Origin of the sequence: Streptomyces sp. NPDC093094, from assembly GCF_044754345.1 — a bacterium.
Classification (GTDB): domain Bacteria; phylum Actinomycetota; class Actinomycetes; order Streptomycetales; family Streptomycetaceae; genus Streptomyces.
On sequence record NZ_JBIVOX010000012.1, the window covers coordinates 120,974 to 136,056 of the forward strand.

At 74.4% G+C, this 15,083-nt stretch carries 15 protein-coding genes; 7 read left to right on the top strand and 8 right to left on the bottom strand.

Annotated elements, in window-relative coordinates:
- Position 1: 1 nt before the first annotated feature.
- Together murQ and ACIQGV_RS25670 are read right to left on the bottom strand one after the other, a co-directional pair.
- The gene (murQ, locus tag ACIQGV_RS25665) at positions 2-925 is read right to left on the bottom strand and encodes an N-acetylmuramic acid 6-phosphate etherase (RefSeq protein WP_402497913.1); all 924 of its coding nucleotides are present in this window, start codon (positions 923-925) and stop codon (positions 2-4) included.
- Between the two features lie 115 nt (positions 926-1,040).
- Positions 1,041-1,964, bottom strand: a complete 924-nt coding sequence (locus ACIQGV_RS25670) for a MurR/RpiR family transcriptional regulator (protein ID WP_402497915.1) — start codon at positions 1,962-1,964, stop codon at positions 1,041-1,043.
- Positions 1,965-2,019: 55 nt separating this feature from the next.
- Here ACIQGV_RS25670 and ACIQGV_RS25675 point away from each other — a divergent pair, with 55 nt between their 5' ends.
- Together ACIQGV_RS25675 and ACIQGV_RS25680 are read left to right on the top strand one after the other, a co-directional pair.
- A complete protein-coding gene (locus ACIQGV_RS25675; protein WP_402497917.1) occupies positions 2,020-2,400 on the top strand; it encodes a hypothetical protein in 381 nt (126 codons plus the stop codon).
- Entirely contained in the window at positions 2,397-2,675 is a 279-nt protein-coding gene (locus ACIQGV_RS25680; RefSeq protein ID WP_402497920.1) for a DUF4031 domain-containing protein, read from the top strand. Before ACIQGV_RS25675 ends, ACIQGV_RS25680 begins: the two co-directional genes overlap by 4 nt.
- Here ACIQGV_RS25680 and ACIQGV_RS25685 read toward each other — a convergent pair.
- Positions 2,657-3,751, bottom strand: coding sequence for a GNAT family N-acetyltransferase (locus ACIQGV_RS25685; RefSeq protein ID WP_402497923.1), 1,095 nt, complete (start codon positions 3,749-3,751; stop codon positions 2,657-2,659). The genes ACIQGV_RS25680 and ACIQGV_RS25685 overlap by 19 nt on opposite strands.
- A gap of 26 nt (positions 3,752-3,777) precedes the next feature.
- Positions 3,778-4,422: a hypothetical protein gene (locus ACIQGV_RS25690; RefSeq protein ID WP_402497925.1), complete on the bottom strand. Its 645-nt coding sequence runs from the start codon at positions 4,420-4,422 to the stop codon at positions 3,778-3,780.
- Between the two features lie 97 nt (positions 4,423-4,519).
- On the opposite strand from ACIQGV_RS25690, the gene ACIQGV_RS25695 reads away from it, so the two are divergent.
- Both ACIQGV_RS25695 and ACIQGV_RS25700 read left to right on the top strand, forming a co-directional pair.
- Complete coding sequence (locus ACIQGV_RS25695; RefSeq protein ID WP_402497927.1) at positions 4,520-5,191, top strand: maleylpyruvate isomerase family mycothiol-dependent enzyme; 672 nt, start codon at positions 4,520-4,522, stop codon at positions 5,189-5,191.
- Positions 5,192-5,282: 91 nt separating this feature from the next.
- Complete coding sequence (locus ACIQGV_RS25700; protein ID WP_402497929.1) at positions 5,283-5,975, top strand: copper homeostasis protein CutC; 693 nt, start codon at positions 5,283-5,285, stop codon at positions 5,973-5,975.
- 255 nt (positions 5,976-6,230) lie between these two features.
- Here ACIQGV_RS25700 and ACIQGV_RS25705 read toward each other — a convergent pair whose 3' ends face one another.
- Positions 6,231-8,270, bottom strand: a complete 2,040-nt coding sequence (locus tag ACIQGV_RS25705; RefSeq protein WP_402497932.1) for a HelD family protein — start codon at positions 8,268-8,270, stop codon at positions 6,231-6,233.
- Positions 8,271-8,604: 334 nt separating this feature from the next.
- On the opposite strand from ACIQGV_RS25705, the gene ACIQGV_RS25710 reads away from it, so the two are divergent.
- The gene (locus tag ACIQGV_RS25710; RefSeq protein WP_402497935.1) at positions 8,605-8,787 is read left to right on the top strand and encodes a hypothetical protein; all 183 of its coding nucleotides are present in this window, start codon (positions 8,605-8,607) and stop codon (positions 8,785-8,787) included.
- A gap of 22 nt (positions 8,788-8,809) precedes the next feature.
- Here the strand turns inward: ACIQGV_RS25710 and ACIQGV_RS25715 are convergent, their stop codons facing one another.
- Both ACIQGV_RS25715 and ACIQGV_RS25720 read right to left on the bottom strand, forming a co-directional pair.
- Positions 8,810-10,453, bottom strand: coding sequence for a DNA repair helicase XPB (locus ACIQGV_RS25715; RefSeq protein ID WP_402497938.1), 1,644 nt, complete (start codon positions 10,451-10,453; stop codon positions 8,810-8,812).
- A 55-nt stretch (positions 10,454-10,508) separates the two neighbouring features.
- Positions 10,509-13,040: a helicase-associated domain-containing protein gene (locus tag ACIQGV_RS25720; RefSeq protein ID WP_402497940.1), complete on the bottom strand. Its 2,532-nt coding sequence runs from the start codon at positions 13,038-13,040 to the stop codon at positions 10,509-10,511.
- Positions 13,041-13,152: 112 nt separating this feature from the next.
- Here ACIQGV_RS25720 and ACIQGV_RS25725 point away from each other — a divergent pair, with 112 nt between their 5' ends.
- Positions 13,153-14,094, top strand: a complete 942-nt coding sequence (locus tag ACIQGV_RS25725; RefSeq protein WP_402497942.1) for a hypothetical protein — start codon at positions 13,153-13,155, stop codon at positions 14,092-14,094.
- Between the two features lie 35 nt (positions 14,095-14,129).
- Positions 14,130-14,774 (top strand): HAD family hydrolase, encoded by a 645-nt coding sequence (locus ACIQGV_RS25730; protein ID WP_402497944.1) that lies wholly within the window; start codon positions 14,130-14,132, stop codon positions 14,772-14,774.
- Here the strand turns inward: ACIQGV_RS25730 and ACIQGV_RS25735 are convergent.
- A complete protein-coding gene (locus ACIQGV_RS25735; protein ID WP_402497946.1) occupies positions 14,747-15,001 on the bottom strand; it encodes a hypothetical protein in 255 nt (84 codons plus the stop codon). The two genes, ACIQGV_RS25730 and ACIQGV_RS25735, sit on opposite strands and share 28 nt — an antisense overlap.
- Between the last annotated feature and the right edge of the window lie 82 nt (positions 15,002-15,083).

Sequence of the window (15,083 nt, forward strand, 5' to 3'; positions counted from 1 at the left end):
GTCAGCCCGTCGCCGCCGCCAGCGCGGCACGCAGATGGCCGCCGGACTCCTCCAGAAGGCGGGCGGCCGTCGGGCCGTCGACGCCGGACAGGATCGCCAGGATGGCGTCCTTGACCTCGCCGTCGGTGGCGGTCAGCGCGTGCTCGATCTCCTCGTCCGGGGCGCCGGTCGCCAGCGCGACGATACGGCGGGAACGGGCGCGCAGCTTGTCGTTGGAGGCGCGGACGTCGACCATCAGATTTCCGTAGGTCTTGCCCAGCCGGATCATCGTGATCGTCGAGATCATGTTGAGCACGAGCTTCTGGGCGGTGCCCGCCTTCAGCCGGGTCGAGCCGGTGATCAGCTCGGGGCCGGTGACGATCTCGATGCCGTGCTCGGCGGCCGCGGCGAGCGGGCTGCCGGTGTTGCAGGACAGGCCGACGGTCAGGGCGCCCCGCGCCCGCGCGTGTGCGACGGCGGCCACGGCGTACGGGGTGCGGCCCGAGGCGGAGACGCCGATCAGGGCGTCCTCGGGGGCCAGGCCGAGGGCGTCGAGGTCCGCGCGGGCGAGGTCCGGCGAGTCCTCCGCGCCCTCCACGGAGGCCACCATCGCCTGGGGGCCGCCCGCGATCAGTCCGATGACCTGGGCGGGGTCGGTGTTGAAGGTGGGCGGGCACTCGGAGGCGTCCAGGACGCCGAGCCGGCCGGCCGTCCCGGCGCCGGCGTAGACGAGGCGGCCGCCGGTCGCCATGCGGCGGCTCACGGCGTCGATGGCGGCGGCGATCTCCGGCAGGCGGTCGGTCACCGCGGCGGGCACGGTCGCGTCGCCCGTGTTCATCAGGCGCGCGATGTCGAGGGTGGACAGCCGGTCGATCTCCGAGAGTTCCGGGCGGAACGCCTCGGTGGTCAGGGTGTCCAGGGTGGCGCGGAGGTCTTCGGGGGTCATGGGAGGCGGCTCTCTCCGGTTGTCGTGCAGACCGTGGGGGGTGGGGTTCATGGCGGGCGCGCGGTCCTCCTGCGTGGCCGGCCGCACGGTTCCCCGCCGCTCGCGGACGGGTGGCTCAGCGGCGGTGCCGGTGGGCGAGAGCCTCGTACGACGCGGCGAGCGCCGGGGCCGCCGTCTCGTACGTCCGTTGCATCACGCCCACGAACAGGCAGTCGACGACGAGCAGTTGGCTGGTGCGCGACGACATCGCGGCCGGGCGCAGTTCCGTCTCCCGGGCGGTGGACGTCGTCAGCACGTGGTCGGCGTACTGCGTCACCGCCGAGTCGGGGCGGCCGGTGACGGCGACCGTCGTGGCTCCGCGTTCGAAGGCGACCCGCAGCGGCTCGATGACGTCGCCGGTCGAGCCGGAGTGGGTGATCGCGATCGCCACGTCCCCGGCGCGCAGCTGGACCGCGTCGGTGACGGCGAGGTGGGGGTCGCTGTGCGCGTGGGCTATGAGCCCTATGCGCAGGAGCTTCTGGGTGAGGTCCTGGGCGACCAGTCCGGAGGCCCCGACGCCGTAGACGTCGATGCGGCGGGCGGCCGCGGCCGCGGTGACCGCGGCGCCGAGCTGGACCGTGTCGAGCGCGGCCGCGGTGTCGGCGAGGGTCTGCTGTTCGTCGTAGGCGAGTTTGGCGACGACGTCGGCGATGGGGTCGTCGACGGCGATGTCGGTGGTGATGGACGGGGCGCGCCCGGACTGCTGCTGGGCGGCGAGCCCGGCGAGGGCGAGGCGCAGGTCGCGGTAGCCGGGGTAGCCGAGGAGGCGGGCGGTGCGCACGACGGTCGCCTCGCTGGTGCCGGTCAGTTCGGCGAGGCCGGTGACCGTGAGGGCGGCGCAGCCGGCCGGGTCGCCCGCGACGGCCTCGGCGACGCGCTGCATGGAGCGGGTCATCGAGGGGGCGAGCGTACGGACCTTGGCGGCGAGGGCGGCCGGGGCGGGCGGGGTGCCGCTCCCGCCGGCGGCGGCCGCGAAAGTTTCCTTCACATTCCGGGTCACCTGTGAAAGATATTTTCGGTACCGTCCCCCGGTCAAGAGTGCGCACAATGGGGGCATGGAAACCATCGGTCCGCTGGAACAGGCGCTGCACGCGGCCCGCGCCCTGGTGCTCGCCGACCTCGTGGCGGGCCGGGTCGCCGAGGCGGACGTGGTCTCGCTGGTCGAGGAGTCCGTCGCGCAGCGCCGATGGTGGGTGGAGCAGTGGCCGCAGGGCGCCGAGTACCTGCCCGGGCTGGTCGCGCAGGACGTGCAGGACGCGCTCATGGAGCGCTACGGCCGCTGGCCGCTGTGCCCGGTCTGCGGCTCCGGGGACCCGCACGCGCTGGACGTGGAGCCCGAGTTGGGGTCCGACCCGCACTGGGTGTGCCATCAGGCGGGCGTGCGGGTGGCCCGGGTCGGCTCGCTGGGCGCGGCCGACGGGGCACAGCCCTCGTGACCGTGTACATCGATCCGCCGCAGTGGCCCGGCCACGGCCGCCTGTGGTCCCACCTGGTCAGCGACGTCTCGTACGAGGAACTGCACACCTTCGCCGACGGGATGGGCGTGCCGCGCCGCGCCTTCGAGCGCGACCACTACGACATCCCCGCGCACCGCTACCCGGACGCGGTGCGGGCCGGCGCCGTGGAGGTCAGCAGCCGCGAGGTGGTGCGGCTGCTGCACGGCGCCGGGCTGCGCCGGCGCAAGGGGGCCGGTCAGCCCCGCCGTTCGTAGGCGAACAGCTCGCCGTCCTCGCTCTTCTCCTCGCCGGTCCGTACGAACCCGGTGCGGGCGAGGACCGCCTGGGAGGCCGCGTTGTCCCGGTCGACGGTGGCGAGCAGCGTGGTCACGTCCTCGCGGGCCAGGGCCCAGTCCGCCAGCGCGTTCAGCGCCTCCGTGGCGTAGCCCCGGCCGCGGGCGGACTCGGCGAGGTCGTAGCCGATCTCCGCGCGGCCGTCCCCGGGCGGGCCGTGGAAGCCCATTCCGCCGACCGCGAGGCCGTCCTCGTCGCGGACCAGGACGTACACCCCGAACTCGGGCTGGTGCACACCGATCTCGTACGCCTTCAGCAGCATCCCGGCGGCGATCCGGGTGCCCTCGAACGGGCCGTCCTCGACCCAGTGGAAGCCGCCGTCCCCGCCCTCGTAGAGATCGGCCGCGGCGGCCGGGGTGACGCCCTCCAGGGTGAGGCGCCCGGCCCGGACGACGTGGTTGTTCGTCCAGTGCCACCGGGTGACCCGCTCGCGTCCGGGCAGGTCGCCGCGGCCGGTGGCCCACAGCAGGGTCGGCCAGGGTGCGGGGCCGGGCCGGACGGTGGGGAAGATCGTGGTCAGGACGTACTCGGCGAGTTCGGCGGGTGCCTCGTAGGGCACGTCGAAACCGCGGGCGATGTCATGGGTGTGCAGCAGGGCCTCGGCGATGCCCATCGCGGCGAAGCCGTCGCGGTTCGCGCTGCGGAAGGGGTAGGGGTGGAAGGCGCGCACCTCGCGCCGGGTGGTGCGCAGGGTCGCGGCGAACAGGGCGCCGGTCGTGGTGACCACGTCGATGAGGCCCGCGTTGTCGGCCCGGTAGTTGCCGTTCTCGTCGCCGTCGACGGTGATGTCGAAGGGCACGTACGCGGACCGGGCACGTCCGGCCAGGTTGCCTGCGTACCCGATGAAGTCGCTCGCGACATGGGTGGCCGTGAACCGGCAACTCCATTCCAGGTCACCGGCTCTGGTGTTCTCCCAGTCCTTCCCGACCACCGTCCGCAGCAGTGCCGCGCAGCTCGCCGCGGCCTCTTCCACCCGTTCCGCACCCATGAATCGCATGCGGGCAGGCTAGGCCGCCCCTGTCGTCAGGTCGACAGCATTTCCCGTTCGCCGCGCAGGTTCCAGCGGGCGGTCGCCTCCCAGTGCTCACGGCCGTAGGGCGTGCGGAACAGCCTGGGCAGTTCCAGGAGTTGGCTCAGGACGGCCGAGCGGCCGGCGCGGAAGGCGTCGCCGGGCACGAAGTGGTACTCCTCGCGCACGGCGGCGGTGTAGGCGGCGTACGCCGACGGCGGCGAGGCCAGCACCGCGAGGTCGGCGTCGCACAGCACCTGTCCGTCGAAGTCGTCCTCGGCCGGGTCGTGCGTGACGGTGAGCCGCACCAGCCGGGCCACCTCGGCCGTCCTCTCCGCGGGCACCCCCGCCTCGGTCAGCGCCCGCTCGGCGAGCCGGGCCGAGCGCTCCTCGTTCTCGGAGCGGTCGGGCAGGTACACCGCGTCGTGGAACCAGGCGGCCAGCCGTACGGCGTCCGCGTCGGTGGCGTACCGCTCCAGCGTGTCGACGTGGTCGAGGACCGCCACCAGGTGCGCGAGCGTGTGGTACTTCCGCTGCGGTTCCTGCCAGCGGGTCAGCAGGTTGTCGGCGTACGGCACCGGGTCGGGGCCTCCGCCGGGCCCACGGGCGGCCTCCAGGGCACGGGCGAAACGGGCGCGCAGGACGTCGAGATCGGCCATGCGGCCATTCTCCCGCGCCGGGAGGGGGGAATCACCGGGCAACATCAGGGGCTGCGATGTCGGCATGATCCGAACGGCAGCGCCTAGCGTGGCCGGTATGACTGCTGAGATGACCGTGGAACGTGATCCCGGGCTGCCCGGGCGTCTGCTGACCGTCGAGCGGGACGTGTTCGTCCCGCTGCTGCGGGCCCGGCCGGACGCCGACTTCGCCGTGGCGACGGCCGCCTGTCCGGGCTGGTCCGTACGGGATGTGCTGGCGCACTGTTCGTCGGCGCTGATGCGGGTGGTGGAGAGCCGGTTCGAGAAGGACGTCTTCTCGCCCGGGTGCAACGACCGGGACATCGCCGAGCGCGCGGAGTGGAGCAACCAGCGGGTCGTCGACGAGCTGGAGCGCGGCATGACCGAGGCCGGGCCCGCGATCGCCGCGGCGGGCGGGGTGCTCGACATGGTCGCGCTGGGGGAGTGGGTGCACGCCGGTGATGTGCGCGAGGCGCTCGGCGAGCCGGGCGCGTACGCGGGTGCCGGACTGCCCCACGCCCTGTCGCTGCTGGCCTGGGTGACCCGGCAGAAGGGGCATGTGCCGCTGCACGCCGACCTCGACGACGCCGACGAGCCGCTGCTGCTGGGCGAGGTGAGCGGGGACCGGCCGCCAGCGCGGTACATCGGGGACGCCCCGACGCTCGTCCGCCTCTACGCGGGGCGGCCGCTCGGAGGAACCTCGTACGAACTGGCGGGGGTCGAGGCCGGACGGCTGAACATCTTCGGCTGAGGGGCGATCTCGCGGCCCGGCGCCTTCCCGACGTACCCTGAGATTGGACTAGACCTGTAGTCGCTCCAGGGAACACGACGGAAGGGGCCCTATGAGCACGCGTGCACTCCTGGAGGTGATCGCCCTCGACGTGGAGGACGCGGTCGCCGCCCAGACGGGAGGCGCGGACCGCCTTGAGCTGGTCACCGACATCGCCGCCGACGGGCTCACCCCCCGGGCGGGGACCGTCACCGCGATCCGCGCCGCCGTCGACATCCCGCTGCGCGTGATGCTGCGGCTCGCGGACGGGTTCGCCGCGGGGGAGACCGGCCGGCTGGTCGACGCCGCGCGGGAGATGCGGGAGGCCGGGGCGAGCGAGTTCGTGCTCGGGTTCCTGGACCCGCACGGCGGGGTCGACGTGTACGCCGTCGAGCGGGTCGTCGCGGAGCTGGACGGCTGTGCGTGGACCTTCCACCGCGCGATCGACCGCGCCGCCGACCGGGACGCCCTGCGCAAGCAGCTCGACGGGATGCCGGGGCTGGACGCGTACCTCACCGCCGGGGCGGCGTCCGGGGTCGACGACGGGATGCCGACGCTGCTCTCCGAGGCCGCGCACCGGGGCGAGCCGGGGTACGAGCAGCAGATCCTCGTCGGGGGCGGGCTGCGGCTGGAGCATGTGCCGCGGCTGCGGTCGGCCGGGGTGGAGGCGTTCCACATCGGCGGCGCGGCGCGTCCTGCGGGCTGGACCGGGCCGGTGTCCTCGGCGGCGGTCGCCGAGTGGCGCGAGGCGCTGGACGCGGTCTGAGCGGTTGGGTGTTCGCCGGGTGCGGGTGCGGGTGCGTCGTGGTCGTTCGCGCAGTTCCCCGTGCTCCTGGGGTGTGTGCTTGAGGTGTTTCGGGGTGCTGGGCGGGGTGTGAGCGGTTGGTCGTTCGCGCAGTTCCCCGTGCTCCTGAGGAGGTGCCCCCGAGGTGCCTCAAGGGGCGCGGGGAACTGCGCGACCAGCCACGGCGGACCCACAGCCCGACGACGGCATCGGACCACCCCGGACAGCCCCGGCGCTTCAGTCCAGCTGCGCCGGCAGGGGCGCCCCGTGCACCACGGTCAGCCCCGACACCGCGCGGGTCAGCGCCACGTACAGCCGCCGCAGCCCGGTCCGCTCGTCCGGCTCGCCGTCCACCACGGCCTGCGGCTCGTCCAGGACCACGTAGTCGTACTCCAGGCCCTTCGCCAGCGAGGCCGGCACCAGGGTGAGCCGGACGTCGGGGGTCGTCTCCTCACCCGGGTCCAGGTGACCGATCCCGGCCTCCTCCAGCGCCCCGGCCAGCGCGGGGACCCGCGCGTCGGCCGCGATCAGCCCGATCGAGCCCTCCTGCCGGAGCGCGTCCCGTACGGCGTCCACGACCGCCGCGTCCCCCTCGGCGGCCCGCACCTCGAAGGACCCGGGGTTCTCCCGGACGGAGGCCACCGGGGCCAGCCCGGGGGCGATGTGCGGCAGCAGCCGGGACGCGTAGGTGATCACATCGGTGGGGACACGGAAACCGGCCGTGAGCTCCTCGACGGCCGCGTCGGACTTGCCGAGATGGGCCAGCGCCTCCTCCCAGCTCCGGGTCGCCCAGGGGGTCGTGCCCTGGGCCAGGTCGCCCAGCACGGTCGCCGAACCGGTCGTGCAGCGGCGCCCCACCGCCCGGTACTGCATCGGCGACAGGTCCTGCGCCTCGTCGAGCACCACATGCCCGAGGGAGGCCGTGCGTTCCACCAGGTCGGCGGCCTCGTCGATCAGCACCGCGTCGGCGGGCGCCCACTTCGCCGACTTCACCGACCGCACCGGCCTCGCCCACAGGATCGTCTTCTGCTCGTCCTCGTCGAGGACGCCCGCCGCGTGCTCGGCGAGGAAGTCCGCGTCCGTCAGCAGCCGCAGCACCAGCTTCGCCGGGTCGACGGCGGGCCAGACCGCCTTCACGGCCGCCTTCACCGCGCTGTTGCGGGCCACCGCGTCCTGCACCCGGTCGTCCGGCGCCTCGCCCGACCGCTCCATCTGCACCAGCACCGCGTGCGCGATCCGCTGCGGCAGGGCCTCGCGGGCGGCGCCGTAGCGCAGGCCGCGGTCCAGCAGCTCGCGGACCATGTCCTCCAGTTCGTACGCCGCGACCCGCCACCGCCGGGAGCCGCGCACGACGACGATCGCCTCGGTGGGTGTCGTGACGTGCGCGTACAGGGCCCGCCGGAGCACCTCGGCCATCCTCGCGTCGCCCTTGACGACCGCGGCCGCCGCCGTGTCGGTGCCGCGCACCTCCACATGGGCGACCAGGTCGTCGACGGTCGCCTGGCGGACCGTCAGCTCGCCCAGCGCGGGCAGGACCTGCTCGATGTAGTGCAGGAAGGACCGGTTCGGCCCGATCACGAGCGTGCCCGTGCGGGCCAGCCGCTCACGGTGGGCGTACAGCAGGTAAGCCACCCGGTGCAGACCGACGGCCGTCTTCCCGGTGCCGGGGCCGCCCTGCACGCACACCGAGCCCGCGAGCCCGGACCGGACGATCTCGTCCTGCTCCGGCTGGATCGTCGCCACGATGTCCCGCATGGGACCCACACGCGGCCGCTCGATCTCCTGCTGGAGCAGCCTGCTGGTCCGCGCCGCCTCCGCAGGGTCGGAGAGGTGCTCGTCCTCGTACGCCGTGAGGTCGCCGCCGGTGTAGCCGAAGCGGCGGCGCAGGGCGATGTCCAGCGGGTCCTTCTTGGAGGCCCGGTAGAACGGCTGCGAGACCGGCGCCCGCCAGTCGATGACCATCGGGTCGCCGTCGGCGTCGTGCACATGCCGCCGCCCGATGTAGAAGCGCTCCCCCTCGGCGCCCTCGGCCCGCTCCGCGCCCGGCGCGTGCAGATAGTCCAGGCGGCCGAAGAACAGCGGGGTGTCGCTGAGGTCGGCCAGCGCCTTGATGCGGTCCTCGATCTGACGGGCGAGAACCTCGGCGTTGACCCAGTTCGCGGTCACGTCCCTGATGTCCAGGGACTCGACGTCCTCGCGCATCGCACGCAGCGCGGCGCGGGAGTCGGAGAGGTGGGAGCGTTCCCGGGAGAGGGGGTCGGCAGCGGGCGTGGACAAGGGGGTGCCTCCGGAGGACCTGCTGGACGGGGTGGCTGCGGGTGCCGGCCGGTTTCCGTCCGGGCGGCGGCGCTCCGTGGAAGGGAGGCGGGCAAGAGCGGGGATTCTAGGGCAGCGGCTCACGCCGGGGCCAACGATTATCTCCGGGGCGGCGTCCGCCTCTGCCGTCTCCCGCGTCTCCGGGGCGGCGTCCGCCCCGGCCGGCTCCGGCCCCTAGGGGACGTCCCGCCCCTCCCCGGGGGGATGCCGTCCCTCCCGGGACGGACCTCGGCGGCGGTTCGGATCACTCCCTGGACCGATGCCCGTTTTATGTCCGTAATCGCACTATGGAGACATGACCACTGCGACCGTCCACCCAGCCCCTCTCATCCCCTCCGGAGCGACCGCCTTCCAGTCCGGCGTCCACCGGCACCGCCTCGGCGACGCCCTGCACGCGATACGTGTCTTCGCGGGCGCCGCCGTCGACGTGGTCCTGCTCGGTGAGTACGGCGAGGAGGCCGGGGTCCGGCACCGCTAGGAGCCTTCCGGCAGGCGCGGGCTCAGCTCTCCGCGAGCAGCTCGTCCGCGTCCACGATCCGGTACGCGTACCCCTGCTCGGCCAGGAACCGCTGCCGGTGCGCCGCGAAGTCCTGGTCGATGGTGTCCCGGGCCACGACCGAGTAGAAGTGCGCCTGGTGGCCGTCCGCCTTGGGCCGCAGCACCCGTCCCAGCCGCTGCGCCTCCTCCTGCCGCGACCCGAACGTGCCCGACACCTGGACGGCGACGGTGGCCTCCGGAAGATCGATGGAGAAGTTCGCCACCTTCGACACCACCAGCACGCTGATCTCGCCCTCACGGAAGGCGTCGAAGAGCTTCTCGCGCTGCGCGTTCGACGTCTCGCCCTTGATCACCGGCGCGTCCAGATGCTCGCCCAGCTCGTCGAGCTGGTCGATGTACTGCCCGATGACGAGGATCTGCTGCCCGGCGAACCGGCGCACGATCGCCTCCGTCACCTTCCGCTTGGTCTCGGTCGTCGCGCAGAAGCGGTACTTCTCCTCGGCCTCGGCGGTCGCGTAGGCCAGCCGCTCGGAGTCGGTGAGGTTCACCCGCACCTCGACGCAGTCGGCGGGCGCGATGTACCCCTGCGCCTCGATCTCCTTCCAGGGCGCGTCGAACCGCTTGGGCCCGATCAGGGAGAACACGTCCGACTCACGGCCGTCCTCGCGCACCAGGGTCGCCGTCAGGCCGAGACGCCTGCGGGCCTGGAGGTCGGCGGTGAACTTGAAGACGGGCGCGGGCAGCAGATGCACCTCGTCGTAGACGATCAGGCCCCAGTCCCGGGAGTCGAACAGCTCCAGGTGCGGGTAGACGCCCTTCCGCCGGGTCGTCAGCACCTGGTAGGTCGCGATGGTGACCGGCCGGATCTCCTTGCGGGTGCCGCTGTACTCGCCGACCTCGTCCTCGGTCAGCGAGGTCCGCTTCACCAGCTCGTGCTTCCACTGCCGGGCGGAGACCGTGTTGGTGACGAGGATCAGCGTGGTCGACTTGGCCTCGGCCATCGCGGCCGCCCCGACCAGCGTCTTCCCGGCGCCGCAGGGCAGCACCACGACACCGCTGCCGCCGTGCCAGAAGTTCTCCACGGCCTGCCGCTGGTAGGGCCGCAGCGCCCAGCCGTCCTCGGCCAGGTCGATCGGGTGCGCCTCGCCGTCGACGTACCCGGCGAGGTCCTCGGCCGGCCAGCCCAGCTTGAGCAGGGTCTGCTTGATCTGCCCGCGCTCGGAGGGGTGCACGGCGACGGTGTCGGGGTCGATCCGGGCGCCGACCAGCGGGGCGATCCGCTTGGAGCGCAGCACCTCCTCCAGCACCGGCCGGTCGGTGGTGGTCAGCACCAGCCCGTGCGCGGGGTGCTTGAGCAGGCTGAGACGGCCGTAGCGGTCCATCGTCTCGGCGATGTCGACGAGCAGTGCGTGCGGCACCGGGTAGCGGCTGTGGGCGACCAGCGCGTCCACGACCTGCTCGGCGTCGTGCCCGGCGGCGCGGGCGTTCCACAGGCCCAGCGGTGTCACGCGGTAGGTGTGGATGTGCTCGGGCGCCCGCTCCAGCTCCGCGAACGGTGCGATGGCCCGGCGGCAGGCGTCGGCCTGCTCGTGGTCGACTTCCAGGAGCAGGGTCTTGTCGCTCTGGACGATGAGAGGACCGTTCACGTACGTCCATCCTTCCGCACGGGACAAACCTCCAGTGTGCCGCATCGGCCTCCGGTCAGTCCTGGCCGTCGGCCAGTTCCGCCACGCCCGTGACGCGGTGCAGCGGATAGGTGCGGACCTCGTCGGCGGTGTGGTCGTACGCCGTGACGAAGCCGCCCTCGACACGGACCGGGGCGATGACGCGCTGGCTGGCCGCGCCCTCGGCGTTGACGTAGCCGATCCACAGCGCCTGCCCGGTCAGGACGGCGGCCTGCATGGTGGCGAGGGTCTCGGCGGCGGAGGTGCGGGGCAGCTCACCGGCGGCGAGCGGGGCGCTGTCCGCCTGCTTGCGCGGGGCGGTGGAGGCCAGGTCACCCGCCCGGATCGCGCGGATCGCGGCCGCGAGGAGCGTCGCGTCGGGCGTCGGGGGCCCGTCCGGGACCGGCTCGGGGGCGGTGCGCGGCGGGGTGCGGCGGGCGTCGGCGCGGGTGATCAGCACATCGCCCTCCGCCGACTCGGCCGCCGGGGCGAACCCCATCGCCCGCAGCCCCTCCAGCAGCGTCGCCGGGTCGGTCTGCGCGGCCAGCACGGTCGGGGCGAGACGCCGCAGCCGCAGGACGACGGCCCGCCGGTCGGCGAGGATCTCGTTCAGCAGGGCGTCGTCGTCGCAGCGGACGTACGCCGAGGCCGCGCCCACCCGCAGATGCCCGTGCCTGCGGGCGACGTCGTCGATCAGGTACGCCAGCGGCTGCGGAACCGGCGTACGGGAGTGCGCGGCGAGGAAGGCGTGCAGGTCGGACGCGCTGCGGCCGGCGTCCAGGGCACGCCGCACCGAGGCGGGGGTGAACCGGTAGACGGTCGCCCCGCCCTTGGACTCGACGTCCGCCAGCACCCCCAGCGTGGCGGCCAGCGGCCGCTGGAGCGGACCGGGCGCCACCGCGGTGAGGTCGGCCTGGAGCAGCACATGGTCCAGCGGGTCCGGCAGCAGCGGCGCGAGCAGCCGGGCGGCGGCCGCGGAGGCCACGGCCTGCTCGGCGGGGGAGAGGGGTTCGGCGGAGCCGGTGCGGTGATGAGCCGGGAGCCGGTCGCCCGGACCCTCCGGCTTCCCGGCACGGTGGTCCGCGGCGGCCGGCAGCGCGAGCAGCGCCCGCCCGTGCGAGGACAGCACGCCCCGGCCCGTCACGCCGAGCAGCTCCGCCTCCGTGAGCGTCCAGCGGGCGAGCCGGGTGCGCAGGTCGTCCTCGTCGCGCCGGCCGCCGCGCAGCGGCCGTTCCCAGTGCAGCCGGGCCAGCACCGTCTCGGGGCCGGCCGCGGCGCCCTCCGGCAGTCCGGCGAGCAGGGTCAGCACCCGGTGGCGCACCTCGGGGGCGGCCGACCGGTCCAGGCCCGGCCCCAGCGCCGACAGCGTGCGGTCCTTGGCGTCCCGGCCGCCGACCACGCCCGGGGTGCGGGTCGCCGTCAGCCAGGTCACGGCGAGGTGCGCCCAGCGTTCGGCGGCGGGGCGCTCCAGCCATTCGTCATAGGCGGGGGTGGCCGCGTACCGCTCGTCGGCCTCGCCGTCGGAGGCGATCAGCCCGGCCGCGTACGCCAGTTCCACCCAGAACGCGGCGACCGGCTCGGACACGTCCAGCGCGACGGCCGTCCGCTTCAGGTCGCGCACGCTCAGCCCGCCCGCGCGCAGCACCGCGGGGCCGCCCTCGTCCCAGTCCGCCAGCAGGTCCTCGACCGTCGCCAGCGTGGTGTACGCCTGTCCGGCTGCGGTGGCGTCGGCGACCTTCGGCGGGTGCGTGGCCGTGGCCGTCACCGGGGGCGCCGCGGGCTCCGCGGCCCGGTGGGCGCGTCCGGCGCGCAGGTGCAGGGCGACCTCGCGGGGCAGCACCACCGTGCCCGGCGCGGTCGGCAGCAGCAGGCCGCGGTCCAGCAGCCAGCGCAGCCGGGGCGCCGGATCGGCGGTGACCTGCCCGTACGGCGGTCCCCACACCAGCCGCTCCAGCACCTCGACGGACTCCCGGGGCGCCTCGGCGAGCAGCGCGGCGAGGCGGGCCCGGTCGCGGAACAGCCCGGTGAGCGCGTCGGCGGCGGAGACCGGGTCGTGGGTGGTCGGCAGCCCGGCGGTGGTCACGATCTCCTGGATCCGCCCCGGCGACATGCCGGCCGTCGCCTCCCGCACGGTCGGGCCGAGCCCGGTGGGCGAGGGGTGCTGCGGGGAGGGCGCCAGCAGCTCGCGAGCCGTGCGCACGAGCCGCAGCCGGTCGTCGCCGCCCCAGGCCAGGGCCTGCTCGCGCAGCCTGCCGAGCGCCTGCGGCAGCGCGGCGGCGACCGGCGGGTCGCCGTCGTCGCCCGCCATGAGCCCGAGCAGTTCGCCGTACGTCGCCGGATCGCCGGCCACGGCCAGCGCCTCGGCCGTCTGCAGCGCGAACCGGTCCAGCCGCTCCAGGGCCCGCACGACGGAGGCACGCGTGCCCGCCCGGGTCGCGAGCTGCGTCAGATCGGTGGGCACGGGAGTGATGAGGTCGGGGCGGCTGCGCAACAGCGCGGCCAGTGAGGTGTCGTCCCTGCTGCGGAGCGCCTCCGCGAGGGACCGGGGAGCCGTGGCCTCGGTGCTCATCTGACCCACGGTAGCGGGTGGGCCCGACCGTCAGGCACGGCTCGGGCGCACGGCCCGCGGCCCGGTGCGGACCTGGGCCGCGGCGGACGGTCCGCGCGGTACCTTCGTGCGCGTGGGGATCGAGAGCGACCAGGTCGTCTACGAGTATCTGAGCCGGGTCGGGGACGTGGCTCACCAGAGGCAGCTGCCCTCCGCCGAGCGCATGCGGCTGGTGTCCGCGCTGCGGGACGAGATCGACCGCAGGCGGGCGAAGGCGGTCGTGGACTCACCGGCCGCGGTCCGCCGCATCCTGGACCGCATCGGCAGTCCCGACGAGGTCGTCGAGGCGGCGGGCGCCCGGACCGGGACCGCCGGACAGCCCCCCGCCGTGCCCGTGCAGCGGGACGGCGGGGACGAGCCGCGCGGGGCCGTGCCGAGGCCGCGCACCGAGGGAGCCGCGCCGCCGCATCTGGCCCCGGCGGAGGAACTGGGCGGCAGCGCGGTCCGGCCCGACTGGTGGCGGGTGGAGAACGGTCCCGCGGGCGCGTTCGACGAGGTGCCCGGGTTCGTCGGCGGTGTGGTGATCCCCGAGCTGTTCCGGCGGCCCCCGGAGAAGGACCCGGCGGAGCGGGAGAAGGCCGCGGGGGACCGCGAGGACCCCGAGGAGCCCGAGGACGAGCCGGAGGCGGAGGACGGGGCCCCGGCCGGCCGGCGCCGGCTGAGGCTTCCGGCGGTACGCGACTGGAGCAACCCGCTGCTGCTGTGCGCGGCCGCGCTGCTCGTGGTGGGCGCGGTGCTCGGCAACCTCGTCCCGATGGCCGCGGGCTGGCTGATCGCCTGGGGCTCGCGGCGGCTGACCAAGGCGGAGATCAAGGCAGCGGTGGTGTTCGTGCCGGGTCTCGCCGTGGCCGCCGGGGCGACCTGGCTGTGGGGCCGGGGCACCGGCCGCTGGGGCGACCCGATCGCCGAGGGCGCGACGAACCAGGCCCTCGCCGGCACCTTCCCCTGGGTCCTGAAGGGCGCGGCCGTCGCGTCCGCGCTGTTCCTGGTGTGGCGCTCCCAGCGGCGGAGGTGAGACGGCCCGACGCCGTGCGCGGGGGCACGGGCACAATGACCCGTATGGCCTCCACCGCATCCGCGCCGACCGTCGGCTTCGACCTCGACATGACCCTGATCGACTCCCGCCCCGGCATCCACGCCTGCTACACGGCGCTGGCCGAGCGGACGGGGACGTACATCGACGCGGATCTCGCGGTGACCCGGCTGGGTCCGCCGCTGGTGGAGGAGATGGCGAACTGGTTCCCGGCCGAGCGGGTGCCGCAGATGGCCGACCTGTACCGCTCGCTGTACCCGTCGTACGCCATCACCGGCACCCTCGCGCTGCCCGGCGCCCGCGAGGCGATCGACGCCGTGCGGCAGGCCGGCGGCCGCTCGGTCGTGGTCACCGCGAAGTACGAGCCGAACGCCAGACTGCATCTGGAGCACCTGGGCATCGCGCCGGACGCGCTGGCCGGCGATCTGTGGGCCGAGCAGAAGGCGCTCGCGCTGCGCGAGCACGGCGCGCACGTGTACGTGGGCGACCACGAGGGCGACGTGCGCGGCGCACGCGCGGCGGGCGCGCTGTCGGTGACCGTGGCGACAGGCCCGTTCGGCGCGGCGGAGCTGCGCGAGGCGGGCGCGGACGTCGTCCTCACCGACCTGACGCAGTTCCCCGGCTGGCTGACCGGCTATCTGGAGGCCGCGGCCCGCGCCTGACGCCGTCCCGCGGCGGCCGAACGCAGCACTCCCGCGCCGGCGACCAGGAATCCGACTCCCATGAGCATGCTCAGGCCGAACATGTAGGCCGGGAAAGGCGTCGTCCCGAGCAGCAGCGGGGCGACGGTGACCAAAGTGGCCACCGTGCCGATGAAGAACACGATCGCACCGGCACGGATCAGTCGGTCACCGGGTACGGCGGAATTCGTCTGGGTTTTGTCACGCACCCGACCAGGGTAGTTCCCAGCCCTGAGGAACAACCGGGCGACGTCTTGTCAGCCGCTCCGGGACCATTAGCCTTGGTACCGG